Annotated in this window: 26 protein-coding genes and 2 tRNA genes; 10 read left to right on the top strand and 18 right to left on the bottom strand. The window is 35.8% G+C overall.

Going from position 1 to position 25,307, the window contains the following annotated elements; genetic code table 11:
• Positions 1-2 precede the first annotated feature (2 nt).
• The 3 genes from hemL to DNG35_RS04185 are packed head-to-tail and all read left to right on the top strand — an operon-like array spanning position 3 to position 1,822.
• Positions 3-1,292, top strand: a complete 1,290-nt coding sequence (gene hemL, locus DNG35_RS04195) for a glutamate-1-semialdehyde 2,1-aminomutase (protein ID WP_111126503.1) — start codon at positions 3-5, stop codon at positions 1,290-1,292.
• Positions 1,293-1,301: 9 nt separating this feature from the next.
• Positions 1,302-1,541: a hypothetical protein gene (locus tag DNG35_RS04190; protein WP_111126502.1), complete on the top strand. Its 240-nt coding sequence runs from the start codon at positions 1,302-1,304 to the stop codon at positions 1,539-1,541.
• A 14-nt stretch (positions 1,542-1,555) separates the two neighbouring features.
• Positions 1,556-1,822 carry a hypothetical protein gene (locus DNG35_RS04185; protein ID WP_111126501.1) on the top strand — a complete coding sequence of 89 codons (267 nt, stop codon included), beginning with the start codon at positions 1,556-1,558 and terminating at the stop codon, positions 1,820-1,822.
• Positions 1,823-1,827: 5 nt separating this feature from the next.
• Here the strand turns inward: DNG35_RS04185 and DNG35_RS04180 are convergent, their stop codons facing one another.
• The gene (locus tag DNG35_RS04180) at positions 1,828-3,348 is read right to left on the bottom strand and encodes a GH3 auxin-responsive promoter family protein (RefSeq protein ID WP_111126500.1); all 1,521 of its coding nucleotides are present in this window, start codon (positions 3,346-3,348) and stop codon (positions 1,828-1,830) included.
• Positions 3,349-3,439: 91 nt separating this feature from the next.
• Between DNG35_RS04180 and DNG35_RS04175 the strand changes: the two genes are divergently transcribed.
• Complete coding sequence (locus tag DNG35_RS04175; RefSeq protein WP_111126638.1) at positions 3,440-4,237, top strand: DUF2797 domain-containing protein; 798 nt, start codon at positions 3,440-3,442, stop codon at positions 4,235-4,237.
• On the opposite strand, the gene DNG35_RS04170 is transcribed toward DNG35_RS04175, so the two are convergent.
• The 3 genes from DNG35_RS04170 to DNG35_RS04160 all read right to left on the bottom strand — a co-directional run bounded on the left by DNG35_RS04170 (position 4,229) and on the right by DNG35_RS04160 (position 8,467).
• Complete coding sequence (locus tag DNG35_RS04170) at positions 4,229-5,092, bottom strand: RNA polymerase sigma factor RpoD/SigA (RefSeq protein ID WP_111126499.1); 864 nt, start codon at positions 5,090-5,092, stop codon at positions 4,229-4,231. The genes DNG35_RS04175 and DNG35_RS04170 overlap by 9 nt on opposite strands.
• Before the next feature lie 62 nt (positions 5,093-5,154).
• The gene (locus DNG35_RS04165) at positions 5,155-7,767 is read right to left on the bottom strand and encodes an AsmA-like C-terminal region-containing protein (protein ID WP_111126498.1); all 2,613 of its coding nucleotides are present in this window, start codon (positions 7,765-7,767) and stop codon (positions 5,155-5,157) included.
• 1 nt (position 7,768) lies between these two features.
• Positions 7,769-8,467 (bottom strand): queuosine precursor transporter, encoded by a 699-nt coding sequence (locus DNG35_RS04160; RefSeq protein ID WP_111126497.1) that lies wholly within the window; start codon positions 8,465-8,467, stop codon positions 7,769-7,771.
• Between the two features lie 91 nt (positions 8,468-8,558).
• On the opposite strand from DNG35_RS04160, the gene folK reads away from it, so the two are divergent.
• Together folK and DNG35_RS04150 are read left to right on the top strand one after the other, a co-directional pair.
• A complete protein-coding gene (gene folK, locus DNG35_RS04155; RefSeq protein WP_111126496.1) occupies positions 8,559-9,677 on the top strand; it encodes a 2-amino-4-hydroxy-6-hydroxymethyldihydropteridine diphosphokinase in 1,119 nt (372 codons plus the stop codon).
• Positions 9,674-10,150, top strand: coding sequence for a GyrI-like domain-containing protein (locus tag DNG35_RS04150; protein ID WP_111126495.1), 477 nt, complete (start codon positions 9,674-9,676; stop codon positions 10,148-10,150). The genes folK and DNG35_RS04150 overlap by 4 nt, the downstream gene beginning before the upstream one ends.
• Positions 10,151-10,152: 2 nt before the next feature.
• On the opposite strand, the gene DNG35_RS04145 is transcribed toward DNG35_RS04150, so the two are convergent.
• The gene (locus DNG35_RS04145; RefSeq protein ID WP_111126494.1) at positions 10,153-10,692 is read right to left on the bottom strand and encodes an RNA methyltransferase; all 540 of its coding nucleotides are present in this window, start codon (positions 10,690-10,692) and stop codon (positions 10,153-10,155) included.
• A 149-nt stretch (positions 10,693-10,841) separates the two neighbouring features.
• Here DNG35_RS04145 and mutS point away from each other — a divergent pair, with 149 nt between their 5' ends.
• From mutS to DNG35_RS04130, 3 genes are all read left to right on the top strand, one after another.
• Positions 10,842-13,433, top strand: a complete 2,592-nt coding sequence (gene mutS / locus DNG35_RS04140; RefSeq protein ID WP_369908035.1) for a DNA mismatch repair protein MutS — start codon at positions 10,842-10,844, stop codon at positions 13,431-13,433.
• 75 nt (positions 13,434-13,508) lie between these two features.
• Positions 13,509-13,581, top strand: a tRNA-Gly gene (locus tag DNG35_RS04135).
• A gap of 18 nt (positions 13,582-13,599) precedes the next feature.
• A tRNA-Leu gene (locus DNG35_RS04130) sits at positions 13,600-13,683 on the top strand.
• A gap of 139 nt (positions 13,684-13,822) precedes the next feature.
• On the opposite strand, the gene DNG35_RS04125 is transcribed toward DNG35_RS04130, so the two are convergent.
• The 4 genes from DNG35_RS04125 to DNG35_RS04110 all read right to left on the bottom strand — a co-directional run bounded on the left by DNG35_RS04125 (position 13,823) and on the right by DNG35_RS04110 (position 16,484).
• Positions 13,823-14,413: a hypothetical protein gene (locus DNG35_RS04125; protein ID WP_111126492.1), complete on the bottom strand. Its 591-nt coding sequence runs from the start codon at positions 14,411-14,413 to the stop codon at positions 13,823-13,825.
• Positions 14,414-14,578: 165 nt separating this feature from the next.
• Positions 14,579-14,845, bottom strand: coding sequence for a hypothetical protein (locus tag DNG35_RS04120; RefSeq protein WP_111126491.1), 267 nt, complete (start codon positions 14,843-14,845; stop codon positions 14,579-14,581).
• 42 nt (positions 14,846-14,887) lie between these two features.
• Positions 14,888-15,124 carry a hypothetical protein gene (locus tag DNG35_RS04115; protein WP_111126490.1) on the bottom strand — a complete coding sequence of 79 codons (237 nt, stop codon included), beginning with the start codon at positions 15,122-15,124 and terminating at the stop codon, positions 14,888-14,890.
• Between the two features lie 124 nt (positions 15,125-15,248).
• Positions 15,249-16,484, bottom strand: coding sequence for a 3-deoxy-D-manno-octulosonic acid transferase (locus DNG35_RS04110; RefSeq protein ID WP_111126489.1), 1,236 nt, complete (start codon positions 16,482-16,484; stop codon positions 15,249-15,251).
• Between the two features lie 88 nt (positions 16,485-16,572).
• Here DNG35_RS04110 and DNG35_RS04105 point away from each other — a divergent pair, with 88 nt between their 5' ends.
• Positions 16,573-17,703 (top strand): DegT/DnrJ/EryC1/StrS aminotransferase family protein, encoded by a 1,131-nt coding sequence (locus DNG35_RS04105; RefSeq protein ID WP_111126488.1) that lies wholly within the window; start codon positions 16,573-16,575, stop codon positions 17,701-17,703.
• A 39-nt stretch (positions 17,704-17,742) separates the two neighbouring features.
• On the opposite strand, the gene fabD is transcribed toward DNG35_RS04105, so the two are convergent.
• From fabD to DNG35_RS04060, 9 genes are all read right to left on the bottom strand, one after another.
• The gene (gene fabD, locus DNG35_RS04100; RefSeq protein WP_111126487.1) at positions 17,743-18,624 is read right to left on the bottom strand and encodes an ACP S-malonyltransferase; all 882 of its coding nucleotides are present in this window, start codon (positions 18,622-18,624) and stop codon (positions 17,743-17,745) included.
• Positions 18,625-18,676: 52 nt separating this feature from the next.
• Positions 18,677-19,498 carry a fructosamine kinase family protein gene (locus DNG35_RS04095; RefSeq protein WP_255419899.1) on the bottom strand — a complete coding sequence of 274 codons (822 nt, stop codon included), beginning with the start codon at positions 19,496-19,498 and terminating at the stop codon, positions 18,677-18,679.
• A gap of 4 nt (positions 19,499-19,502) precedes the next feature.
• Positions 19,503-20,015 (bottom strand): dihydrofolate reductase, encoded by a 513-nt coding sequence (locus tag DNG35_RS04090; protein ID WP_111126485.1) that lies wholly within the window; start codon positions 20,013-20,015, stop codon positions 19,503-19,505.
• Positions 20,012-20,446: a 2TM domain-containing protein gene (locus DNG35_RS04085; RefSeq protein WP_111126484.1), complete on the bottom strand. Its 435-nt coding sequence runs from the start codon at positions 20,444-20,446 to the stop codon at positions 20,012-20,014. Before DNG35_RS04085 ends, DNG35_RS04090 begins: the two co-directional genes overlap by 4 nt.
• A 36-nt stretch (positions 20,447-20,482) precedes the next feature.
• Positions 20,483-20,887 (bottom strand): energy transducer TonB, encoded by a 405-nt coding sequence (locus DNG35_RS04080; RefSeq protein ID WP_111126483.1) that lies wholly within the window; start codon positions 20,885-20,887, stop codon positions 20,483-20,485.
• A 15-nt stretch (positions 20,888-20,902) separates the two neighbouring features.
• Positions 20,903-21,727, bottom strand: coding sequence for a thymidylate synthase (locus DNG35_RS04075; protein WP_111126482.1), 825 nt, complete (start codon positions 21,725-21,727; stop codon positions 20,903-20,905).
• Between the two features lie 198 nt (positions 21,728-21,925).
• Positions 21,926-23,614, bottom strand: a complete 1,689-nt coding sequence (locus tag DNG35_RS04070; RefSeq protein ID WP_233494450.1) for a NupC/NupG family nucleoside CNT transporter — start codon at positions 23,612-23,614, stop codon at positions 21,926-21,928.
• A complete protein-coding gene (locus DNG35_RS04065; RefSeq protein WP_111126481.1) occupies positions 23,586-24,218 on the bottom strand; it encodes a bifunctional nuclease family protein in 633 nt (210 codons plus the stop codon). The genes DNG35_RS04070 and DNG35_RS04065 overlap by 29 nt, the downstream gene beginning before the upstream one ends.
• A gap of 102 nt (positions 24,219-24,320) precedes the next feature.
• Positions 24,321-25,289 carry an electron transfer flavoprotein subunit alpha/FixB family protein gene (locus DNG35_RS04060; RefSeq protein ID WP_111126480.1) on the bottom strand — a complete coding sequence of 323 codons (969 nt, stop codon included), beginning with the start codon at positions 25,287-25,289 and terminating at the stop codon, positions 24,321-24,323.
• Positions 25,290-25,307 lie beyond the last annotated feature (18 nt).

The following is a 25,307-nucleotide window of genomic DNA, read 5'->3' as shown; positions in this document are numbered from 1 at the left end:
TTATGATTTATCAAAGAAGCAGTCAGCTTTTCGCTGAAGCTAAAAAATATATACCAGGTGGAGTCAATTCACCTGTAAGGGCTTTTAATGCGGTTGGCGGAGAACCTATTTTTATTAAAGAAGCCAAAGGAGCTTATTTGTATGATGAAGATGGTAACCAATTCATCGATTACATCAATTCTTGGGGACCGATGATATTAGGTCACGCCCATCCAAAAGTGATTGATGCCCTGATTGAAAAAGCCAAAAAAGGAACTTCTTTTGGCACACCAACCGAAATCGAAACCGAAATCGCCAAACTTGCCGTAAAAATGGTACCTAATATCGACCAGATCAGAATGGTCAATAGCGGAACCGAAGCTTGTATGAGTGCGGTTCGTTTGGCAAGAGGTTATACCAAACGCGATAAAATTATCAAGTTTGCGGGTTGTTACCACGGCCATAGCGATACGTTTTTGATTCAAGCCGGAAGTGGAGCCGTTACTTTTGGTGAGCCCAACAGTCCGGGTGTTACCCAAGGAACTGCCAAGGATACTTTACTGGCAAATTATAATGATATTGAAAATGTCAAACAGATTGTGAGTGAAAACCAAAATGAAATCGCATGTATCATTCTCGAACCCGTTGCCGGAAATATGGGGTGTATTCCGCCGAAAGGTGATTTTTTACAACAATTGCGACAAGTGTGTGATGAAAATGGCATTTTACTCATTTTTGATGAAGTGATGACCGGTTTTAGACTCGCTCAAGGCGGAGCTCAAGAATTGTTTGAAATAAAAGCCGATATCATGACTTTCGGGAAAGTGATTGGTGGCGGTTTGCCAGTGGGAGCTTTTGCTGCACGACAAGAAATTATGGATCATTTGGCTCCGTTAGGCTCGGTATATCAGGCGGGCACTTTAAGTGGAAACCCTTTAGCGATGGCAGCCGGTTTAAAGATGTTACAAGAATTGCATCAACAACCTGAGATTTACCAAAGTATCAATGAGAAAACGGCTTATTTAAGAGAAGGTTTGCAAAAAGTCTTGACCGAAAATGAGGTGACTTTTACCATCAACCAAATTGGGTCGATGATTTCGGTGCATTTTAGCGATCAAGAAATGAAAGATTTTGAATCTGCTAAAAGCGGAAATAACGAGCGGTTTAAAAAATTCTTCCACGGAATGCTCAAAGAAGGCGTTTATATTGCCCCAAGTGCGTTTGAAACTTGGTTTATTTCGGAAGCTGTAAGTTATGGTGATTTAGATTTTACGATTGAAGCGGCGAGGAAAGTAACTGCGGACGGGTTTTAATATTTTCAAATGAAAAAGATAATTTTAGAAGATAGATTTACGACTCATCAAAAGTTAATGATATTATTTTGTGTTGGCGCTCCTTTTTTATTGATGACTGTGACAGTTCTTGGTTTTAATCTAAATTTTAAAGGTTATTTATTTTTAGTTTTTCTTATTATAGCCTGTGTTTTTATATTTTGTATTACTTTTCTTAAAAAAGGATTTATAAAAATAAAATCAGATTTATATCGAGGTTCTTTTTTCTAGGAAAGTTGTTTTTTATGACAAAAATAAACCTTATCGATAAGCCTAAACTTAGTGTTTTAAAATTTAAAAAAGTACAAAAATTTGCTTTCTTTTCTGCAGCAAGGCCAGATTTAGGCAGCGGTTTTAACTCTTATGAAATTAATATTCTTAATAAAAATCACACAAAAAGAGAAGCAATATTAGTTTTAAAAAAGGAAGAAAATTCTAAAAAAGTGATTGAATTTTTAACAGCAAATTTTTCTTTAGTACATGAGACTTATAGTCCAAAATTTTATACGTAAATAACTTACAACCCTCTATTGATCTCCAACAACTCCTCCAAATAATCTCGGGTGTTCGACAATCTCGGGATTTTATGTTGTCCGCCTAATTTATCATGTTTTTTAGACCAATTGTAAAACAATTTGCTTTTGGCTTGATGCAATTTTAGCATATTGAGCGTGACGTTGTTTTTGCGTTTAGCTTCGTAGTCACTATTGAGGCTTTGCAATTTGAGGTCAAGATTTTCCGCGAAAGCGTGTATGTTTTCTGGCGGCGTTTTAAACTCGATGATCCACTCGTGAGCACCTTTTTCATTATCTTCCATAAAAATAGGGCCTGCTGTATAATCTATAATTTCGCAATGGTGTAGTTGTGAGACTTCGTTTAAGGCTTTTTCGGCATTTTCGATAATGAGTTCTTCTCCAAAAACGTTAATGTGGTGTTTGGTGCGACCTGTCACTTTAATGCGGTAGGGCTTGGTTGAAGTAAACCTTACCGTGTCGCCAATTTTATAACGCCACAAACCCGCATTGGTGGTGATGACAACCGCATAATTTTTTCCTTCTTCGACCTCGGAAAGCGGAATCACTTTTTCGTTTTTAGAACCGTAAGTAGCCATATCGATAAACTCATAAAAAATACCGTAATCGAGCATTAAGAGTAAATCTTTGGAGTCGTTTTGGTCTTGTGCGGCAAAAAAACCTTCGGAGGCATTGTAGATTTCAAAATACTTAAAATCTGTTGAAGGAATTATTTTTTTGTATTGATTTTGATAGGGTTCAAAACTTACACCACCGTGAAAATACACTTCTAGATTAGGCCAAATTTCGAGTAAATTGGTTTTTCCTGTCGTTTCCATCACATTGTTAAGCAATACCAACATCCAAGAAGGAACTCCTGCCAAACTGGTAACATTTTCGTTAACGGTTTTGTTGACAACGGCATTCATTTTGGCTTCAAAATCGCTCATAAGCGAAATTTCGTTATTGGGTGTAGAACTCAACGTAGCCCAAATCGGCATATTATCAATCAAAATCGCTGACAAATCCCCAAAAACAGTCCCGTTTTCTTTGTATAGTTCTTTACTTCCGCCCAAGCGCAAGCCTTTACCTGTAAAAAGTTTGGAGTTAGGGTTGTTGTTTAAATACAAACACAACAAATCTTTGCTGGCGGCATAATGGCAATCTTCGAGCGATTCTGTACTTACTGGAATAAACTTACTTTTGGCATTGGTCGTACCGCTAGATTTCGCAAACCATTTGATTGTCGAAGGCCAAAAAATATTGTTTTCGCCACGACGACTTCGCTCAATAAGCGGTTCGAATTCTTCGTATTCAAAAATAGGGACTCTTTCTTTAAATTCTTGATAATTGGCTATACTTTTAAAGTCGTATTGCTTACCAATTTCGGTGTCTTTTGCTTTAGAAATAAGCTGATGCAGTAGTTCTTCTTGTACTTCGTTGGGATACTTTATAAAAAGTTCCATTTGGTGGATTCTTTTTTTTAGAAACCAAGAAGCGATAGAATTTACTATTGGTATTGGCATTTATAGATTATATTTAGACCTTTATAGCGGTTATAAATTTAAAGTATTTATAAATTTAAAAAACTCATTCTATCATAAAAATATAAAAAATATGTTATACGAAGGCGTATTGGTCAAGATGCAAACCGAATTGAAGAGCGAGGTGCAATATTATCTGGTTTTTAATCAGGATTTTATTCATGTGAACCAGTTGCTGGATAAAAAAGTACAGCTTACTTTTTTGAAGTATGAATGCCTAAATTGTCATCAAGACAAACAGATTTATCGTCAAGGTTTTTGTAAACAATGTTTTTATGAGGTGCCACAAGCAGCAGATTGGGTAATGCGACCAGAACTGAGCAAAGCTCATCTTGATGAAGAAGATAGGGATTTAGCTTATGAAAAGAAAGTACAATTACAACCGCATATTGTTTATTTAGCAAATTCGAGTAACGTAAAAGTAGGTGTAACGCGAAAAGTACAAGTTCCGACAAGGTGGATTGATCAAGGAGCTCACGAAGCCATAGAAATGGTCGAAGTACCCAATCGTTATTTGGCAGGAATTGCTGAAGTAAGCCTAAAAGAACACATTAGTGATAAAACCAATTGGCGAACGATGCTTAAAAACGAAATCATAGATGCTGATTTAAAAGCCGAAAAGGAAAAACTAATTGCTTTTTTACCCGATGAAGTTAAACCTTATGTGAAAACTAATATTGAAGAATTAAATATCAAATTTCCAGTGCTAGAGTTTCCAAAAAAACTAAAATCACTCAATCTCGAAAAAGAGAAAACTTATTCGGGTGTCCTCAAAGGTATAAAAGGGCAGTACCTTATTTTTGAAGATAGTACTGTTTTTAACATCCGTGGAAACGAAGGTTTGTATGTAGGTATCGATATTTTAGCCTAAGTAATTTCGCAACACAATATTATTGGAAGAACGTTTGAGTTTTCTAATTCCTTTTTCGCGAATTTGTCGCACACGCTCACGTGTGAGTTCAAATAATTCGCCTATTTCTTCGAGTGACATCGGTCTATTGTTGTCTAATCCATAAAAGAGTTTGATTACATCGGCTTCTCGTGTAGAAAGATGTTTTAAAGCTCTTTCTATTTCTATCGAAAGCGAATCATGAATGAGTTTTTCGTCTGGATGATCGCCGTCACCTGGATTAAGCACGTCATAAAGATTGGAGTTTTCTCCTTCCACCAATGGAGCATCCATCGAAAGATGCTTTCCTGAGTTTTTTAAAGATTGGGTTACCACACTTACAGCAACGTCTATTTCTTTGGCAATTTCTTCTGCTGTTGGAGGTCTTTGATAAGTTTGCTCTAAAGCCGCATAAGCTCGATTGATTTTATTGATCGAACCAATTTTGTTGAGTGGTAAACGTACAATGCGTGATTGTTCTGCTAGTGCTTGTAAAATAGATTGGCGAATCCACCAAACGGCGTAAGAAATAAATTTGAAACCACGGGTTTCATCAAAACGTTTGGCAGCTTTTACAAGTCCTACATTTCCTTCATTTATCAGATCGGGAAGCGTCAAACCTTGGTTTTGGTATTGTTTGGCAACCGAAACTACAAAACGTAAATTGGCTGTAGTTAAACGGTTTAAAGCTTGTTGGTCACCAGCTTTGATGCGTTGTGCAAGTTCTACTTCTTCTTCGGCGGTAATTAGATCTACTTTACCAATGTCATGTAAGTATTTGTCTAAAGAGACCGACTCACGATTGGTAACTTGTTTGGTTATTTTAAGTTGTCTCATATCGGGTTAGATGGTTATTCATCCGAAATTTAACAAAATATGTAGAAAAACCTCAAAAAAAATCAATTTTTCTTGTTACCAAATAAATCTTTTAGAATATTTCCTGCTGCTTCTTTTACTTTGTCTTCTGTACTTTTATTATCATTTGCAGGGATAGTGTCGGTTTGGTTCTCTTTATTAGGGTTTAAGATATCATTTAACTTATCGTTGATTTCCTCTTTTACTTTATCGGTCGCTTTGTCTTTTTGTGCATCAATAATTTTTTGTGAAAGTTCTCTTACAGCTTGTTCGGTATTTACATTTACACTTGGGTTGGCAAAGTTTCCAGTGAGGCTTATCGGAACTTTTACTTTGGTGTTTTCTAAATTGGTGTTGGTAAGACTTGCTAAACCACCACTAATTTCACTACCTAAATATTTTGCTGGGACATCAAGATTGAGGTTATAATTCATTTGGTTGTCAAAACCATGCGAACCTTGTATCTGAAAATTGAAATCTTTGATATTAAAATTAAGCGGTGCAACATTTACTTTTCCGTCGCTAAATGAAAGTTGTGTAGTGATATCTTTTAGATTAACATTATCAAGATTTATAAAATCAAGCCTGCCGTCTAATTTTTGAAGCATCGGAGTTTGTTCGGTATCTATTTTAGCATCTAAAATTTTCGCCAAAGCATCACCGACCAAACTGGATAAAACAGGTGTGAAATCCTCATTCAGATTTCCTTTTAGAGTTAAATTGGTATTGAGGTTGCCCGTAAAAGCCTTTGCTAAAGGAGCCAAACTCTGTAATAATTCTAACTGTTTAAACGAATCGACAATATTGATCTGGCTTAAATCGAGATTCATTGCAAAAGTGGGTGTTTTTTGCTGTGTCGAAACATTTCCGGTTAAACCGATGCTTCCGCCAAAAATGTTGGTTTTCACATTGTTCAAAGAAGCGATTTCGTCTTTGATGGTCATATTTCCGGTCACGTTTTTCAAAACCAAATTGTCGTATAAAACCTGATTGGCTGTAAAATCTACTTGAGCATCTAAGAAAGCAGGTATTTTGATGGCTTCTTCTTCGGCCGAAGTAGTTTTAGTTTTGCTTGAAGCGGATTTATTAGTTCTTTCTTCTTCAGAGGTCATAAAATCGCTAAAAGCAAACTGATTGGAATTGAGCTTGAACTGTCCTTTTAGTTTTTGGTCGGCAAACAAATACCCAAACAAATTCTGAATGGTTCCCGAAATCGCTGCATCGGTTTTTCCGGTTTGCGCTTTCATTTCTTTTAGCTGAATGGTTTGCGGGTTGAACGCTAAACTCGCCTTAGAAACATCAATCGGGTTTTTGAAATCTTCTGAAGTATATCTGAAATTAGAAATCGTTGCCGTTCCGTCACCTTTGATATTTTGGTATTGCTCTTTTTCTATCGACTCATAATCGAATTGTGTCGTAAAATCGGCATCAATAATTCCGTTAAGGTCGTTTTCTAATTCAACAGGATATGTTTTTTCGATGTTTGCTAGATTCAATCTTCCTTTTACGGCAAGATCGACTAACATGTTTTCGGTAAGGTTTTTTAGCGAACCCTTAGTATTAAACTCATCGGTGTCTACTTTAAAATTAAGGTTGTTGATGTTGAGGTAGGTGTCTTTAGAAAGTCCGGTTTCGTTTTTTAAGTTAAGGTCTATCGCAATATTTTCAACCTTTTTCGGCAAATCAGGGTATTTAAAAGACGCATTGCTACTGCTTACCTGAATATCCATTTGCGGAACAGTAGTTTCGCTTACTATACCTTTTATGATTCCGTTTACTGTAAAATCGCCAGTAGTTTCTACGTTGCTGATGTTTTTAGAATAAACTTCTGGAATAATCGCCAAGAAGTTTTTAAAATCTGACGAAGGTGTTTTAAAACTCAAATCGATTTCGTTATTGTTTTCATTCACTTTTACAAAACCTTCGAAGGTAAGCGGCAACTGATTGATTATGGCCTTGTTTTCTGAAAACGTATATTTTTGGTTCTCTAGATCGAGGTCGAAGATAGCATCTAATTGTAACTTGTGCTTATTGAGGTAATTGATGCTATCTAAGGTAAACGAAACATCGGCGTCGGTTTTGGTTGTGAGCTTGGTGGTCGAAGCTGATAAATCTCCTGTTCCTGAGTGATTAAAATTTTCAAGATGGAAGTAGGTCTTGGTCTTATCGTCGATATAATTGATTTCTGCATTTTCTATTTCATAATTCTGAACATCAAAAACCAAGGCTTTTTCGGTCTCTTTTTTAGATTCGTCTTTTTTGGCAACATCAAAATTGGTGTTTCCTAAAGTGTCTGTTTTTAAGTTAAGAACGGTGTTGTTTATCAAAATTTCTTTGATACTTATGGGTTCGCCTTCGCCTTTAAAAAGTTCACCTAAATCCATATTCAAACCAACCGATTCACCATAAGCCAAAGTGTCTCCGGTGTAGGCTCCTTTGCTCAAAATCAGAAAATCTTTAATGCTTACCGTCGCATCTGGAAAATGCTTGTATATACTCAGATTAAAATCTTCCCAACTCACGGTAGCTTCTAAATTGTTGTTCACCGATTTTTTAATCGCTTTTTCAATTGGCCCTTTAAAAATAATTGGTGCTAAGAGCACAATAATGACCAAAAGCACAATCACAAATAATATAATCTTTATCGTCTTTTTCATATTATATCAATTCTAATTCTTCGTTTGTTTTAAGGTTAAACTTACGTCGGAAAAAGTAAACGCCTGCATACAAAAAGGGTGTATCTAATAAAGCGATGATTACTTTAAATAAAAATCCGCTAAGTAACAGTTTGCCAAATCTTTCCCAGGAAATTTCGCTAAAACTACACAACAAAAACAATACCGCAAATGTATCTATAAATTGTGAAGTAAAAGTCGAGAAATTGTTTCTCAGCCATAGGTGTTTTCCCTGTGTTATTTTTTTCCAGTAATGGTAAATGTGTATATCTACAAATTGCGCCAAGAGATAGGCGATCATCGATGCTATTACGGCTAGAATAGTCGAGCCAAACACTTTGTTGAATAACTCATCGCTTACCGGCGACCAACTCGTTGCTGAAGCCAACGAAGCAGCAGTAATAATGAGCAAAGAAAATACCGAGGCAAAAATACCAGCGACCACCACTTGGTTGGCTTTTTTCTTTCCGTAGATTTCACTAATTAAATCGGTAATCAAAAAAGTGATGGGATAGGGTAAAATCCCTACTGAAATCTCGAAGGTGTGTAGCCCAAAAAAATCCCAAGAAAAAAACTTTTTGAAAATAAGGTTGGAAGCCACCAAAGAAGCTATAAACAAAGCACCCAAAACGAGATAGATTTTAAAACCTAAAATTTTGTTTTCGGGGGATTGGCTGCTCATTTTTTTGATTTAATTGTTAACAAATGTAGGTTTATGTAGCTTTCTTTTACTTAATTTGTTGTGAAAATATAAAAATTTAATTGTTAATTTTTTGAGAGAAAACCGCACGACATATCTTGGTTTGGGTAGCAATTTGGGTGATAAACAACAGTTTTTACAACAAGCTGTGACCGAAATTGAAGCGAAAATTGGTTTTGTGACAAAAACTTCTAAAACCTATCAAACACCAGCTTATGGGTTTGATGGCGAAGATTTCTACAACATTTGTGTTGAGGTGAAAACACGTTTTTCGGCGGAAGATTTTCTGCAAAAAGTGCTGCAAATAGAAACCGATATAGGAAGAGAAAGAAGTAAAGAAGGTTACCAAAACAGAACCGTAGATATCGATGTGCTTTTTTACGAAAATGAAATTATCAACCAGAAAAATCTTCAAATTCCTCATCCAGAAATTAGCAAACGCAATTTTGTACTTTTTCCGTTAGCAGACATTGCTCCAGATTTTTTACACCCTACAGAAAATAAAACGGTTGCAGAACTCAAAAATGCACTGCCTTTTGGCGAAATAAAGGCTGTGGCTGGTCAAATTTCCGCTAAAGCGAAAGAATATAAATTCCCAGAATATTTAGTGATTGAAGGAAACATCGGAGCAGGAAAAACCTCGTTGGCAACTATGATTTCACAGGATTTTAATGCCAAACTGGTGATCGAACGTTTTAAAGACAATCCTTTTTTACCAAAGTTTTACGAAAACCAAGAGCGTTTTGCATTTACAGTCGAGATGTCTTTTCTCGCCGATCGTTACCAGCAGTTACACGACGACATCAAGCAATATAATTTGTTTACTGACTTTATGGTTGCGGATTACGATTTGTACAAGTCGCTTATTTTTGCGCAGGTTACTTTACAAGAAGATGAATTGGCGTTGTACAAGAAAATTTTTCAGTTGATGTATAAAGAATTGCCGAAGCCAGATTTATATGTCTATCTCTATCAGAACACTGAAAAACTGCTTAATAACATCAAGAAAAGAGGTAGAAGTTATGAGCAAGAAATCCCAGCAGAATATTTAGAAAAAATCAATCAAGGATATCTCAATTACATCAAAAATAACACAGAAATGCAGGTGAAAATTATTGATGTTAGTGCTCTCGATTTTGTAGAAAACCACGAAGATTACCTCAAAGTTTTACAGGAAATAACCAACAAATGAACTTTAGTATAGAAAAATCACCTCTTATAAAAATTATAGGAAAGTCGGTAGAAATGAGTTTTACTGAAAATAAAAACGCTTGGTTGGCACAACAATTTATATCTCAAAAACAGCTCATCGAAAATAAAAAGAGGGAAGAAGTTTTTTCTATTCAGCAGTATTCAAATTTTGAATTTTCTAGCTTTTCACCAACAACAAAATTTAAAAAGTGGTTTGGAGTTGAAGTAAATGATTTTCCTGAAAATTTAGACGGATTAGAATGTTTAGAAATTCCAGCAGGAAAATACTTGGTCTTAACTTACCGTGGTCAACCTGAAAACTTTCCCGCTTTTTGGGTGAAGGTCTTTACTGAAATCATCCCTAAAAACAGCTTAGAAGTTGATACAAACCGACCTCATTTTGAGGTTTTGCCAGTAGGGTATAACCCGAATGACGAAAACGCAGAAGAGCAAGTTTACATTCCAATTTTATAAAATCAAAAGAAACGCATTTTCGCAAACAAATCCCATAAAACCACTCCGGCACAAACCGAAATATTGAGCGAGTGTTTGGTGCCAAACTGCGGGATTTCAATTACAGTATCACTTTTTGAGACGATATTTTGTTGTACGCCTTTTACTTCATTTCCAAAAACGACGGCATATTTTTCGTTTTTCTGAGGTGCAAAATCGTTCAGCATTACCGAATTTTCGGCTTGTTCGATCACTAAAATTTTGATGTTTTCCTGTTGAAGTTCGTCTATCAAATGCACCACATCTTCGCGGTATTCCCAAATAACACTATCGGTTGCACCTAAAGCTGTTTTCTGGATGTCTTTGTGTGGCGGTGTTGCGGTAAATCCACATAAATAAATTTTTTCAATCAAAAAAGCATCAGAAGTTCTAAAAACCGACCCGATATTGTTTAAACTCCTAATGTTGTCAAGAATCACTATAATGGGTGTTTTTTGAGCTTCTTTAAAACTACTGTTATCGATACGTTCGAGCTCGCTATTTTTTAACTTTCTATTTTTCATAGACTGCAAAAGTAGTATTTTCTTTAGATTTTCAGATTGTGGAAAACTTGCAATAACTCATGGGTTTTCCGTCAAGCAAAAATTACTCAATTTCTTACATTTGAAGTTCTTATTCTTTTTAAAGTATGGCTAAGAAAGTAACCCCCTTAATGAAACAATACAACGCGATTAAAGCAAAATATCCTGATGCGTTATTGCTTTTTCGTGTGGGGGATTTTTACGAAACCTTTGGAGAAGATGCTGTAAAAGCAGCGCAGATTTTAAATATCGTTTTAACGAACAGAAACAATGGTGGTGAAAAAACCGAATTGGCAGGTTTTCCGCATCATTCTTTGAATACTTATTTGCCAAAATTGGTCAAAGCTGGTGAACGGGTTGCGATTTGCGATCAGTTAGAAGACCCAAAGCAAACCAAAACCATAGTCAAACGTGGCGTGACCGAATTGGTAACTCCAGGAGTTGCTTTGAATGACGAAGTTTTACAATCGAAGTCCAATAACTTTCTAGCTTCACTTCATTACGGAAAAACACATTTAGGTGTCGCTTTTTTAGATGTTTCGACCGGTGAATTTTTAACCGCTCAAGGAAATTTAGAATACATCGACAAATTATTTCAAAACTTTTTACCAAGTGAAGTATTGGTTTCCAAAAAACAAAAAAATCATTTTTTTGAAGACTTTGGAGACACTTTCCATACCTTTTTTCAGGAAAATTGGGTGTATCAAGAAGATTTTGCTAACGAGACTTTACAAAAACATTTTGATGTACAATCGCTCAAAGGTTTTGGCGTAGATCATCTGCAAGATGGGATCATTGCCGCGGGAGTAATCTTACATTACCTCGAAGAAACGCAACATAAGCAGCTACAACATATCACTTCGCTCAACCGAATTGCACAAGAAGAATATGTTTGGATGGATAAATTTACCATTCGTAACTTAGAGTTGTACAATCCAACCAATCACCAAGGGGTTACTTTGCTCATGGTGATCGATAAAACCCTTTCTTCGCTTGGGGCAAGAATGTTGAAGCGTTGGTTGGCATTGCCACTAAAAAATACCCAGAAAATAAAACAACGGCATCAGGCAGTCAATGCTTTTTTGAAAGATAAAAGTTTAAAAGAAACCTTACAAAAGCACATTAAGCAAGTAGGTGACTTAGAGCGTTTAGTATCAAAAATTGCGACGCAGAAAATTAACCCACGGGAAGTGGTGCAACTTAAAAATTCTTTGGATGCGGTAATTCCCATCAAAGAAGCTTTGCAAAAATCGGAAGTAGAATACCTAAAAGTAATTTCAGATAATATCCAATCGTGTGATTTGTTGCGAGAGAAAATCGATAAAACAATACAAGAAGAAGCTCCGGTAAATATTTTAAAAGGAAATGTGGTTTTAAAAGGGTTTTCAGAAGAGTTAGATGAATTGAGAAATCTTGCCTTTTCAGGGAAAGATTACCTCGATAAAATGCTGGAACGCGAAATTGAAGCCACTGGAATTACTAGCTTAAAAATAGCAAGCAATAATGTGTTTGGGTATTACATAGAAGTACGAAATACGCACCGTGATAAAGTACCCGAAAACTGGATTAGAAAGCAAACTTTGGTCAATGCTGAGCGTTATATTACCGAGGAACTCAAAGATTACGAAGCTAAAATTTTGGGTGCCGAAGAAAAGATTTTACAGTTAGAGCAACAGATTTTTAGTTCGCTCATCAACGATTTAACGGAATACATCAAAGCAGTACAGCAGAATGCCAATCTCATTGGGCAATTAGATTGTTTACAAGGTTTTGCTCAATTGGCATTAGAAGAAAACTATTGTGAACCAGAAATTACCGATGGTTTTGAGTTGGATATTACTGATGGAAGACATCCAGTGATTGAGAAGCAACTAAAAGTGAGCGAAAGCTATATTGCCAATGATGTTTATTTGGATAGAGAAGACCAACAAATTATCATGATTACAGGACCAAATATGAGTGGTAAATCTGCTATTTTACGTCAGACTGCTCTTATTGTTTTATTGGCACAAATGGGAAGTTTTGTTCCAGCAAAAGCAGCAAAAATAGGTTTGGTAGATAAGATTTTCACTAGAGTGGGAGCGAGCGATAACATTTCGATGGGCGAATCTACTTTTATGGTCGAGATGAATGAAACGGCAAATATCCTCAACAATATTTCGGAACGGAGTTTGGTTTTATTAGACGAAATTGGTCGCGGTACGAGTACTTACGACGGTATTTCGATAGCTTGGGCCATTACCGAATATTTACACGAGCATCCAGCCAAGCCTAAAACCTTGTTTGCAACACACTATCACGAACTCAATGATATGCAACAAACTTTTTTGCGAATTAAAAACTATAATGTTTCCGTTAAAGAGTTAAAAAATAAGGTGCTTTTCTTACGGAAATTGGTTCCTGGAGGGTCAGAACATAGTTTTGGTATCCATGTAGCTAAAATGGCGGGAATGCCACAACAAGTATTGTCAAGAGCGAATAAAATTCTTAAAAAATTAGAGAAAGCTCATGGCGAAAATGCCTTAGATGAAAAAATAAGCCAAGCAACAGCAATAGATCATCAATTGAGTTTTATACAATTAGACGATCCTTTATTGGAGGAAATCAAAGATGACATCTTGAGTATTGATATCAATACACTTACGCCAGTAGAAGCTTTGATGAAACTAAATGAGATAAAACGGCTCTTAGGTTTGAGTCAACAAAAAGTTCAAAAAAATTAATTTTTTTCTTTTGTAAACTAAAAAAAGAATTAAATTTGCATCCGCAATAGCGATGTTGCAACGTTCATATAAAATGCGAAAATAGCTCAGCTGGTAGAGCGCCACCTTGCCAAGGTGGAGGTCGCGGGTTCGAACCCCGTTTTTCGCTCTAGCATACATAATATTTGCTCGGATGGTGGAATTGGTAGACACGTTGGACTTAAAATCCAATGAACATTAGTTCGTGCGGGTTCAAGTCCCGCTCCGAGTACACAAACCCTTGTTAATCTTTTGATTTTCAAGGGTTTTTTGTTTTAAAATGAATTGTAATTAAAAAGGCTTAGTTTTTACATAAAAACTAAGCCTTTTTAGTGAAAATAGTTATTTAACTAAAATAAAGCTATATATAATTATACTTTCTTTTTGAAGTCTTTCATAAAGGATTTAGCTAGTTTTGCGTATGCTTCTGCAACTCTACTATGAGAAGCAAAATCATAACCCATTGCGTCTGCTCCTTTAACATTTTCATACTTAACTTTTAATAAAGGTGAATTTTCCCCTCTTTTATAAATATAAATAATGGCATCTATTCTTGCCGGTTTACGCATGACACCAACATTCCAACCGTTGTAGATCATTGTTGTTTCAACCCTTAAAATATAAGGCTCTCCATCATAAGTCTTGCTCACTTTTTGACTTTCTCTTTTATTAAAAGATTCGATGAACTTAGGTTCAAAATGAGCTTCTCGGTCTGCAAAATATTTTTCTTTCCAGACTTTACCTTGTCCAGGTTCGTCTTCATCTTTTTCCTTCATTTTTTGATTGATGTAATCTTCTTCTGTATCAAAATCTGGAACCTCTACATTAGAATAATCAAATTCTAAATCAAATTTTTCAATGCCTTTAAGAGACTTCCAATCACCTTCTAAAACCTTTCCTTTTTGAGCCGTCATGGCAAATGCAATTAGAAGTGTTAAGCTACTTAGGATAATTTTTTTCATTTATTAAATTTATGGTTTATAGGTTGCAAAATAGTATTATTTTATGTTATTGCAACTAAGAAATTTTATATTTTCCGAACTTTGATATTAATAAACCTGAGAATTATTCAATAAAAAAAGCCACTTTGTTTGAAGTGGCTTTTTGTTTTCTATAGAAAGAAAAGATTACATATCGTCGTTGCCTTCGATTTCGTCTTCTACTTCTTGAGCTGCATTTTCGATAGCATCTCCTGTTTCTTCAGCAGCGTTCTCAATAGCGTTACCTGTTTCTTGAGCTGCATTTTCCATAGCGTCACCCGCATTTTCTAAACCTTGCTCAACATCGTTTTCAGCTTCTTCAACGTCTATTTCTACCTTTTTGTCTTCTCTACAAGAAGTAAAAGCGGTTGAGAATGCAAATAACATAGCTAGCATTAAAACTGTTTTTTTCATAATGTTTGTTTTTGTGTATTAGTGTTTAAATTTAAATTTTTATTAGTTGTCGTTACCAATTTTCTCAATTTCTTCATTGACTTCTTTTTCGACTTCTGCATCAATTTTTTCTGCTGTACGCTCAAGAATTCCTTTGTCTTCTTTTTCTACTTCTACAGGAACTTCTTTTTCGATAACTTCTACTTCTTTAACAACCTCTACTTCTTTTTTTTCTTCTTCTCTACAAGAAGTGAAAATAGCTAAAGTAGCAACAGCCAATGTAAATGCCAATTTTTTCATTTATGGTTATTTTAATATTATAATTGGCTAAAGTATATATTTTAGAGGTGGTTATGCAAATTTAAAACAATAAAATTTTATTAAATTTTGATAAAAAGTACTTAAAATATAATTTATTTAGGTTTTATAATACTTTATCTATACTCATCTGTTGTAAAATAAAATCAGTAGCTCCTGTATTATCGAGTACATACCGCTTAGAATTTGCACCTGATTTTTCTCTAAATTCCTTATTTTTAGTTAGTTTTTGAAATATTTCTTCTAATTCCTTTTTATTTTTTATTACAAAAAGTCCTTCTAGTTTTTTTAGATTTTTTGCCTCTGGGAATTTATCATAATTTGATCCAATGATTATAGGTTTTCCGAAAGTAGCGGGTTCTAAAATGTTGTGTAAACCGGTATTCCCCATTGCTCCCCCAACATAAGTGATATCTGCGTAAGCGTAAATTTTTGAAAGTAACCCAACAGTATCGATAATAATAACTTGAGCCTTTTTCAGAGAGTTTTCTGTGTAATTGCTATATAATCCAGTTGGTTTTTGAATACTATTTTTTAAACGCTCTATTTTTTCAGGTTTGATCTCGTGCGGAGCAATAATAAATTTGACAGCTTCTTTACATTGATTGATGAATGGAACCAAAACTTCATCATCTTCTGGCCAAGTGCTTCCGCAAACCATACAAAGCTTATTATCGAGAAAAATTTCGATAAAATCAAGCTGATTATCGATTTGTAATTGAGCATCTACACGATCAAAACGAGTATCTCCGCTTACGCTGGAATTAAAAATCTGATGCTGTTGTAGTATTTCTAAACTTTTGTGGTCTTGTACAAAAACATGCTGAAATTGCTTTAAAGCTTTGCGTAAAAATCCGCCGAAAGGCTTAAATAAAAACTGATTTTCTCTAAAAGTTGCCGAAACTAAATAAATAGGAATCTGCTTTTGAGAAAGTTCGTGAAGAAAATTTGGCCAAATTTCATATTTAATGAAAAGAACTACATCGGGTTGAGCTAAATCGACAAACTCACGAGCATTTTTCTTGGTGTCTATCGGTAAATAGCTTGTAAAAATAGCATACGGATTGTTTTTTTTGATTTCGTAACCCGATGGCGAAAAAAAAGTGACGATGATTTCAAAATCATTTTTTAGCTTTTCCATTATCGGAACAGCTTGTTCATACTCTCCCAATGAGGCGGTATGAAACCAAATTCGTTTTTTTTGTTTTTCAGGAATATGAACAAGTTTTTCTGTAAAATTTTTCCTTCCATTTGCAAACAACTTCATTTTATCGCCAAAAATGCCTAAAAAAGGCAAAAGGACATCAAATAAGGAAATGAATATGTCGTAAAGAAACTTCAAGCTAAAACTTTTTTAGCAAAAATAAACTTTTCTAAAGATTGAGGTTAACCTGTACATATTTTGTATTTTTGAAACACAAATTATGACTATGAAAAAATTACAGATGGTTGACCTAAAAGGTCAATACCAAGCTATAAAATCACAAATAGATGCTTCTTTCGAAGAAATTATAGACAATACTTCTTTTATCAATGGTCCAGAAGTTCATGCTTTTCAAAAAGACTTAGAAAATTATTTGGGTGTAAAACATGTGATTCCGTGTGCCAACGGAACCGATGCCTTACAAATTGCCATGATGGGTTTGGGTTTGCAGCCTGGCGACGAAGTCATCACTGCCGATTTTACCTTTGCCGCAACCGTAGAAGTGATTGCTCTTTTGCAACTAACTCCAGTTTTGGTCGATGTAGATGAAGATAGTTTTAACATTAATATCGAAGCCATCAAAAAAGCGATTACCCCAAAAACAAAAGCGATAGTTCCGGTACATTTATTTGGGCAAGCTGCTCATATGGATGAAATTCTCGCTGTCGCGAAAGAACATAAACTTTTTGTGATAGAAGACAATGCGCAAGCGATTGGAGCTAATTATTACAGTAAATCTGGTAAAGTTTTAAAAACAGGAACGATTGGCGATGTAGGAACAACTTCTTTTTTTCCGAGTAAAAATTTAGGTTGTTATGGCGATGGTGGAGCCATTTTCACCAACGATGATAATTTAGCATATACGATTAGAGGTATTGTGAACCACGGAATGTACGAACGTTACCATCACGATGTGGTCGGTGTAAACTCACGTTTGGATAGTTTGCAGGCAGCGGTTTTAAGAGCTAAGCTTCCAAAATTAGATACTTATAATAAAGCGCGCCAAAAAGCAGCAAAAACATATTCCGAAGCTTTAAAAAACAATCCCAATATCATTACACCAGAAATTTTAGGAAGTGAAGATACCCACGTCTTTCATCAATACACCTTAAGAATTACCAACGGAAGAAGAGATGCTTTGGCAGAACACCTAAAAGAAAAGAATGTTCCCTTCGGAATTTACTATCCAATTCCGCTACATGCGCAAAAAGCTTATACAGACGAGCGTTTTAACGAAAGTGATTTTAAAGTCACCAATCAACTAGTGAAGGAAGTCATTTCTTTACCGATGCACACCGAATTGGATGACGAGCAAATAGATTTTATCACAGCAACGATAAACACATTTTTAAAGTAACAAAAAAGGCTTCCATTTGGAAGCCTTTTTTGTTTGTCTTTATACTTCTCCAGTTAATGTTTCAGCGTTTCTGTCTATTTTTTTAACTAAGCCTTGTAAAACTTTTCCAGGGCCAACTTCTGTAAAAGAAGACGCACCATCTTTGATCATTTGTTGTACCGATTGTGTCCATTTTACGGGAGCAGTCAACTGAAAAATCAGATTTTTCTTTATTTCTTCTGGATAGGTCACCGCAAAAGTCGTCACGTTTTGATAAACCGGACAAATAGGAGTGTTGAAAGTGGTGTTTTCTATAGCTTTGGCCAATTCTTCGCGAGCAGGTTCCATTAGCGGTGAGTGAAAAGCGCCACCAACAGGTAATTTTAAAGCGCGTTTGGCTCCTTTTTCCAGTAAAGCTTCACAAGCTTTATCAATCGCATCAATTTCTCCAGAAATCACTAATTGACCAGGACAATTATAGTTGGCCGCCACTACAATTCCATCGACGTCGGCGCAAACGGCTTCGACAATATGGTCGTCTAAGCCAAGTACAGCAGCCATGGTAGAAGGTTGCACTTCACAAGCTTTCTGCATTGCCATAGCTCGTTGCGAAACCAGTTTTAAGGCGTCTTCATAAGCAAGGGTCTTATTGGCAACCAATGCTGAAAATTCTCCTAAAGAATGACCTGCAACCATCTCTGGTTTTGCTTTTTCGCCCATCATTTTGTGTAAAATTACGGAATGTAAAAATATAGCAGGTTGTGTCACTTTGGTCTGTTTAAGATCTTCTGCAGAACCTTCAAACATCACATCGGTAATATTGAATCCTAAAATTTTATTGGCTTGCTGAAACATTTCTTGTGCTTCTGCATGATTTTCGTATAAGTCTAATCCCATTCCGGTAAATTGAGCACCTTGCCCAGGAAAAATATATGCTTTCATCTATTTTTTATTTGGTTTTTAACAAATGTAATAAAATCTATCCATTGAAAACTCAATATCTATTTATGATTTGGGTACACGAAGGGTAATAACTGCTCCCAAACAAATTGAGATGAACCAATAAGTAATACAACTGGAATAGATGAATACGTTCTTTCCATTCCACTTCAAGCGGATTTTCTTCGTTGTAAGTTTCAAAAAAATAAGTGGGAGGAGAACCAAACAATTGTAACATGGCCAAATCAAACTCTCTGAGCGAAAAACTTACTGCAGGATCAATCAAAACAGTTTGTAGATGGGAGGTGAAAAAATAATTGCCACTCCATAAATCTCCGTGGGTTAAACTTGGTTTTTCGTTTGGTATTATCCTTGGAATTTGTTTTAAAAAACTCTCTTCATGCTTAAATGTAAAACCTTTCGCTTTTGCGGAATTTAGTTGTGGTAAAATTCTTTTCTGAATATAAAAATCGGAAGAAGAAGTCAAATTTCCATTGTTTTGTTGCGGTAAACTTCCAATAAAGTTATCGTGATTTAAACCAAAATTAGGCTGGCTGACTCGATGCATTTTCGCCAAACGTATAGCAAAATTTTCCCAATGTTTTTGCGTGGGTTTTTCTGGTGGAATATAATCGATCATCAAATATTGTTTCTTCTCAAAATTTCCAAAACCCATCACTTCTGGAATAGTAAGATTAGAGTTTTTCGCTAGAAGCTTTAAACCATTAGCCTCTGCTTCAAACCAATTTTCGGGCTGGTTCTCATTTGTTTTGATAACAAAAATTCGGTTTTCTGTCTTAACTCTATAAACTTGATTGATATCTCCGCCAGTTAAAACTTCGGAGTGTAGAATTTTAAAGTTTTCTTTTTCGGCTATGTGGTCAAGAAGAGAGATGCTGCGAATCTTTTTTCACATACGTGAGGTAACTAAAACAATATTGATGTCTTTCGTCTTTTGGATGATGCTTAAATTCTGTGATTACCCAATCTTCTTTAGGAATTTCAGGGAAAAAAGTGTCGGCATCAAAAGTGGCGTGAACTCTGGTGAGCTCAATTTTATCCGCGTAAGCGAGTGCCATTTTATAGATTTCACCACCACCAATAACAAATGGGTGATTGTCTTTTTCTGTTATTTGTATGGCTTTTTCAAGACTATGAACTACAATGCATTGCTCATGGTCGATATGATAATTTTTATCTCTAGTAATGACAACGTGAATCCTATTGGGAAGTGGTTTAGGAAAACTCTCAAAAGTTTTTCTACCCATGATAATGTGATGTCCGCTGGTTAGCATTTTAAACCGTGCAAAATCGTCGGGTAAATGCCAAACCAAGTCATTGTTTTTACCTAACTCATTGTTTTCGCCTGCAGCAGCAATAAGAGTAAGTGTCATACAGATGGTTTAGGAGGTAGCGGTTGATTAGGTTCGTTATTGGCTACTTCTGGAGAAGGTAACGGATAATCTTTGTCTATTTTTTCTTGTAGCTTATTGATTTTCTTTTGCTGTTTTTCAATTAGAAATTCTAACTGTTTTTCTTCCCATTCTTTTCCCATGAAGCGGTTTACCACAAAAACATTGATAAAATGAATGAGAAAGAAGAAAAACCAAATCAAAATTGCCCAAACAAACCAATTGGAGTTGGTAGTTTCGTTGATTTCCTTTCCGAAACCTAAAACAAGATCAAGGATGATAAACAAGACCGAACCTGCGATAAAAATCACAAAATGACGCATGAGGTTTTTCTTTTGTTTAACTCTTCGCTGTGCGTTTTCGATAAGAAAACGCTGTTGCGGATCTATATTGGGATGGGTTGAACTTGCCATAAGTAAATTTAGAAACTAAAATTAAAACAAAATTAGTTAAAACTTAAAAGGAACGGTATATTTTATAGCTCTTGGTTTTCCGTCTAACGACCCGGGTTTCATCTTAGGTATGGCTAAAATATTGCGTTTTGCTTCGTCTTGTAAGTATTTTTTCCCGCCTGTAACTTTGGTGATTTGCGGTTCGCCATTTTCGTCAATCACAAAACTCACGACTACTTTGGTGCCTTTATCGGCTTCGGTATATTCTTTTGGGAATTTATAATTTTGAGCAATGTGTTGCGAAAGTTTTTGGTTAAAACAATTGCTGGTAGAACTTGCTTCTTCACAACCTGGCCAAATAGGTGCTTTTTCTTTGTTAGAAACGGTATTGCCGGAAACATTCTGGGCAAACCCAAAACTTGTAGCGAATACAAAAAAGGTAAAAACGATTATTTTTTTCATAACGATATTCTTTTTTTAAACTGCAACTGCTGCTTTTATATGCGGATGCGGATTATAATTTTCTAATGTAAAATCCTTAAATTTAAAGCCAAAGATGTCTTTTACCTCAGGATTTATCTTCATTGTCGGTAATTCTCTAGGTTCACGAGACAGTTGCAGGGCTACTTGCTCAAAGTGATTGTTGTAAATATGAGCGTCACCAAACGTATGAACAAAATCGCCAGCTTCGTAACCACAAACTTGCGCCATCATCATCGTTAGTAAAGCATACGAAGCAATATTAAAAGGAACCCCTAGGAAAATGTCAGCACTTCGTTGGTAAAGTTGACACGAAAGTTTGCCATCGGCAACGTAAAACTGAAAAAAAGCATGGCAAGGCGGTAAAGCAGCTTTGTTGTTGGCAACGTTTTCACTAAAAGAAACTGAAGTGTCTGGTAAAACACTAGGATTCCAAGCAGAAACAAGCATTCTACGACTGTTTGGGTTGGTTTTAAGCGTTTCAACTATATCTTTTATTTGATCGATTTCTTCACTATTCCAGTTACGCCATTGATGCCCATAAACCGGACCCAAATCACCATTTTCATCAGCCCACTCGTTCCAGATTCTTACGCCATTTTCTTGTAAATAACTAATATTGGTATCCCCATTCAAAAACCACAACAATTCATGAACAATCGATTTGAGATGCAATTTTTTTGTGGTCACCATCGGAAAACCTTTGCTCAAATCAAAACGCATTTGGTAGCCAAAAACACTTTTGGTTCCAGTTCCTGTTCGGTCTCCTTTTTGGTGTCCGTTTTCTAAAACGTGTCGCAGTAAATCGTGGTATTGTTGCATTTTTGTTGTTGATACGTTAATGGTTAAACATTAATTGTTTATTTGTGAAATTGCTTTAATAAGGTATAAATTTAATTATTTTCGTTTGATTAAGAGGGTGATTTCAATCCAAATTTTTATGAATTTAAAACTCAAATACCTATTTACCCGAATATCAACTTGAGAACTTTCAAACATTAAGCCTTTAAACTAATTAACCTACCCAATAATCATTCCGGCGATCGTTGCTGAAAGTAGTGAAGCTAAAGTTCCACCGATAACGGCTTTTAAACCAAACTCTGAAAGGGTTTTGCGTTGTCCTGGCGCCAAAGAACCTATTCCTCCTAACTGAATCCCAATGGAGGCAAAATTGGCAAACCCACAAAGCATATAAGTTGCCATGATAATTGATTTCTCATAAGTTAGGCTTAACGCTGTGGCTGGATTTTTTAACTCAGCAAGTTGAATGTAACCTACAAATTCGCTGGCAGCAAGTTTAATTCCGAGCAATTGCCCCATCAGCATCATGTCTTCTTTAGCTACGCCAATAAGCCACATGAGCGGAGCAAATACAGTTCCGAGAATCGCTTCGATAGAAAACGATTGGTAAGGTGTGTATTCTGCTAAAAGCGCATTTAAGCTTGTCCAATGACCAATTTTTCCAAAACCGTAATTAATCATTGCGATAAAAGCAATAAAGACCAACAGCATCGCACCAACATTTGCTGCAAGTTTTAAACCTTCGGTGGTTCCGTTAGCAATGGCATCAAGAAAATTACTTCCTATTTTATCTTGGGAAACTTCTACTTCTTGATTGATTTTTTCTGTCTGTGGGTATAAAATTTTTGAAATAATAATTGCCCCTGGAGCTGCCATTACCGAAGCTGCCAATAAGTGTTTGGCAAACTCTAATTTCATTGTTGGGTCATCACCACCAAGAAAACCAATATAAGCTGCCAAAACACCACCAGCAACAGTTGCCATTCCACCAATCATTACAAGAAGAATCTCAGATTTGGTCATTTTTTCAAGGTAAGCTTTAATCATTAGCGGAGCTTCTGTTTGGCCAAGGAAAATATTTCCGGCAACGCTCAGGCTTTCTGCTCCAGAAATACCCAAAAGTTTGGTTAAAACCCAAGCCAAACCTTTCACGACGACTTGTATAATCCCGAAATAAAATAAGACCGAAGTAAGTGCTGAAAAGAAAATTATGGTAGGTAAAACCTGAAATAAAAAGATAAATCCAAAACTTTCAACGTTCATCATTCCGCCAAGGAGAAATTCACTTCCAGCAGCGGTAAAATCTAATATTCGTACGAAAATTTTGCCAATAAACTCAAACACCATTTGTACTGCTTTTACTCTTAATACACCAAAAGCGAGCAGAAGCTGAGCTGCTAAACCCAGAATAATTGTTTTCCAATTGATGGCTTTTTTGTTTTTACTAAGGAGAAATGCGATGAGTAGAAGTGAAATCATCCCGATAGCTCCGCGGTAAAAACTATGGAAAGTAAAGCCTTGACTTTTGATGACTTGTTTTATAGGGGGTGTATTGACAATTTCCTTTTTCTCTGCTTTAAAGTTGTAAATTTGGTTGTAATTTTTGGCAACCAAAGTAGAATCGGTAAACTCTGTAATGTAAAAGCGAGTAATGCTGTCTTTGGGCTGATCGAAAAAGAATAGAAGGAATTTGTCTTGTTTGATGTAATTCCCTTTTAAGGAATCGGTTGTAGTTGTGATTTTAAACTCACCTTGCTTGAGTTGTAATTCTTTATATTCGGTTTGATGGTTGGTGTTTTTCCAATTGTTTTCAATTTCTTGAGAGAAACCCATTTGAAAACTTAAGCATAAAGCGAAAAACAACAACAGTATTCTCATATTACGAATCGGATCTTTTTGAAATTTCATCTCTTATTTTTGCCGCTTCTTCATAATCTTCGTTTTTCACGGCTTTTTCTAAATCTTCTTCAAGTTCGCTCAGGGATTTTTTATGATAAGTTGATTTTTTAGGGGGCTGTGTTTCTTCTTGTATTTTTTTGATTTCTTCTTCAATATTTGCTTCAGTTTCTTCGGAAGTAATATCTTCTTCTTGTTTTTCGTTTTTAAGGTAAATTCCTGCTTTGTCTAAAATGTTTTGGTACGTAAAAATAGGGGCGTTAAAGCGCAAGGCTAACGCAATGGCATCACTCGTTCTCGCATCAATAATTTCTTCAATCTTGTCTCTTTCACAAATCAGGCTCGAGTAAAAAACACCATCGACCAATTTATGAATAATCACCTGTTTGACCAGAATAGAAAAGCGGTCGGAAAAACTTTTGAATAAATCGTGTGTTAATGGTCTTGGTGGTCGAATATCTTTTTCTAAAGCAATCGCAATCGATTGAGCTTCAAAAGCTCCGATGACAATCGGGAGTTGTTTTTTACCATCTACTTCGCTCAATAATAGGGCGTAAGCTCCGTTTTGGGTTTGGCTGTAAGAAATTCCTTTTATCGTAAGGCGCACTAAACTCATACTTCGTATTCTTCTTTAGCTAAAAATATAAAAAAAAGCGGTCTAAAATAAGGACTTTTTATTTTTAGACCGCCCTTTGTTCTGAGGCACAATTTATAAAAATTATGAATTGTTTGCCTTAAATTCTTTTAATTTTTCTGTAAGCTTTGGTACAACTTCAAAAGCGTCGCCAACAATACCGTAGTCTGCGGCTTTAAAGAAAGGAGCTTCCGGATCGTTATTGATCACTACTTTGGTTTTGGAAGCGCTTACACCAGCCAAATGTTGTATTGCTCCTGAAATACCAATCGCAATATATAAGTTAGAAGCAACGGGTTTACCGGTTTGCCCAACGTGTTCGCTGTGTGGTCTCCAACCCATATCACTAACAGGTTTAGAACAAGCGGTTGCGGCACCAAGCACTTCTGCAAGGTTTTCTACCAATTCCCAATTTTCAGGACCTTTAAGACCACGACCGCCAGAAACTACGATTTCTGCGTCAGCGATGGTTACTTTATCGGTTGCTTTATCGACAGCATTTACATTGACACTAAAATCTTCGCCCGATAACTCTGGTGAAAACTCTTCTGCAGTAAGTTCTGTTGGGTTTTCTTTTAATCCGTAAGCATTTTTAGAAACACCCACAATTTTGATATCTGTAGAAATGCTGGTGATGTTAAAAGCTTTGTTACTGAAAGCTGTTCTTTTCACCTGAAAAGGTGAAGTGCTTTCTGGTAAAGCCACGGCATTAGAAGCATAACCGGCTTCTAATAATCCCGCCAAAAGTGGGGCTAAATATTTGTCGTTAGCCGTTTGACCTAAAATGACCACTTTTGTCGCTTCTTTTTTTGCTGCTTGAGCAATAGCATCTGCGTAAGCTTCTGCATTAAACTTGCTTAACTTCTCATTGGCCACATTTAAAACCTTAGAAACACCGTAGGTTTTTAAATCGTCGTGGCTGCTCATATTAAAACTTATTGCCGTAACCTCAGTTCCCATTTTATCGGCAACACCTTTGGCATAAGAAGCGGCTTCTAACGCGGCTTTTTTGTATTTTCCGTTTTCTGATTCTGTATATACTAAAACTGACATATGTTTTCTTTTTTTTGT

Origin of the sequence: Mesonia sp. K7, assembly GCF_003233725.1 — a bacterium.
Classification (GTDB): domain Bacteria; phylum Bacteroidota; class Bacteroidia; order Flavobacteriales; family Flavobacteriaceae; genus Mesonia.
Note: the sequence above shows the minus strand (reverse complement) of the source record. Positions and strands in the feature narration are given on the sequence as shown.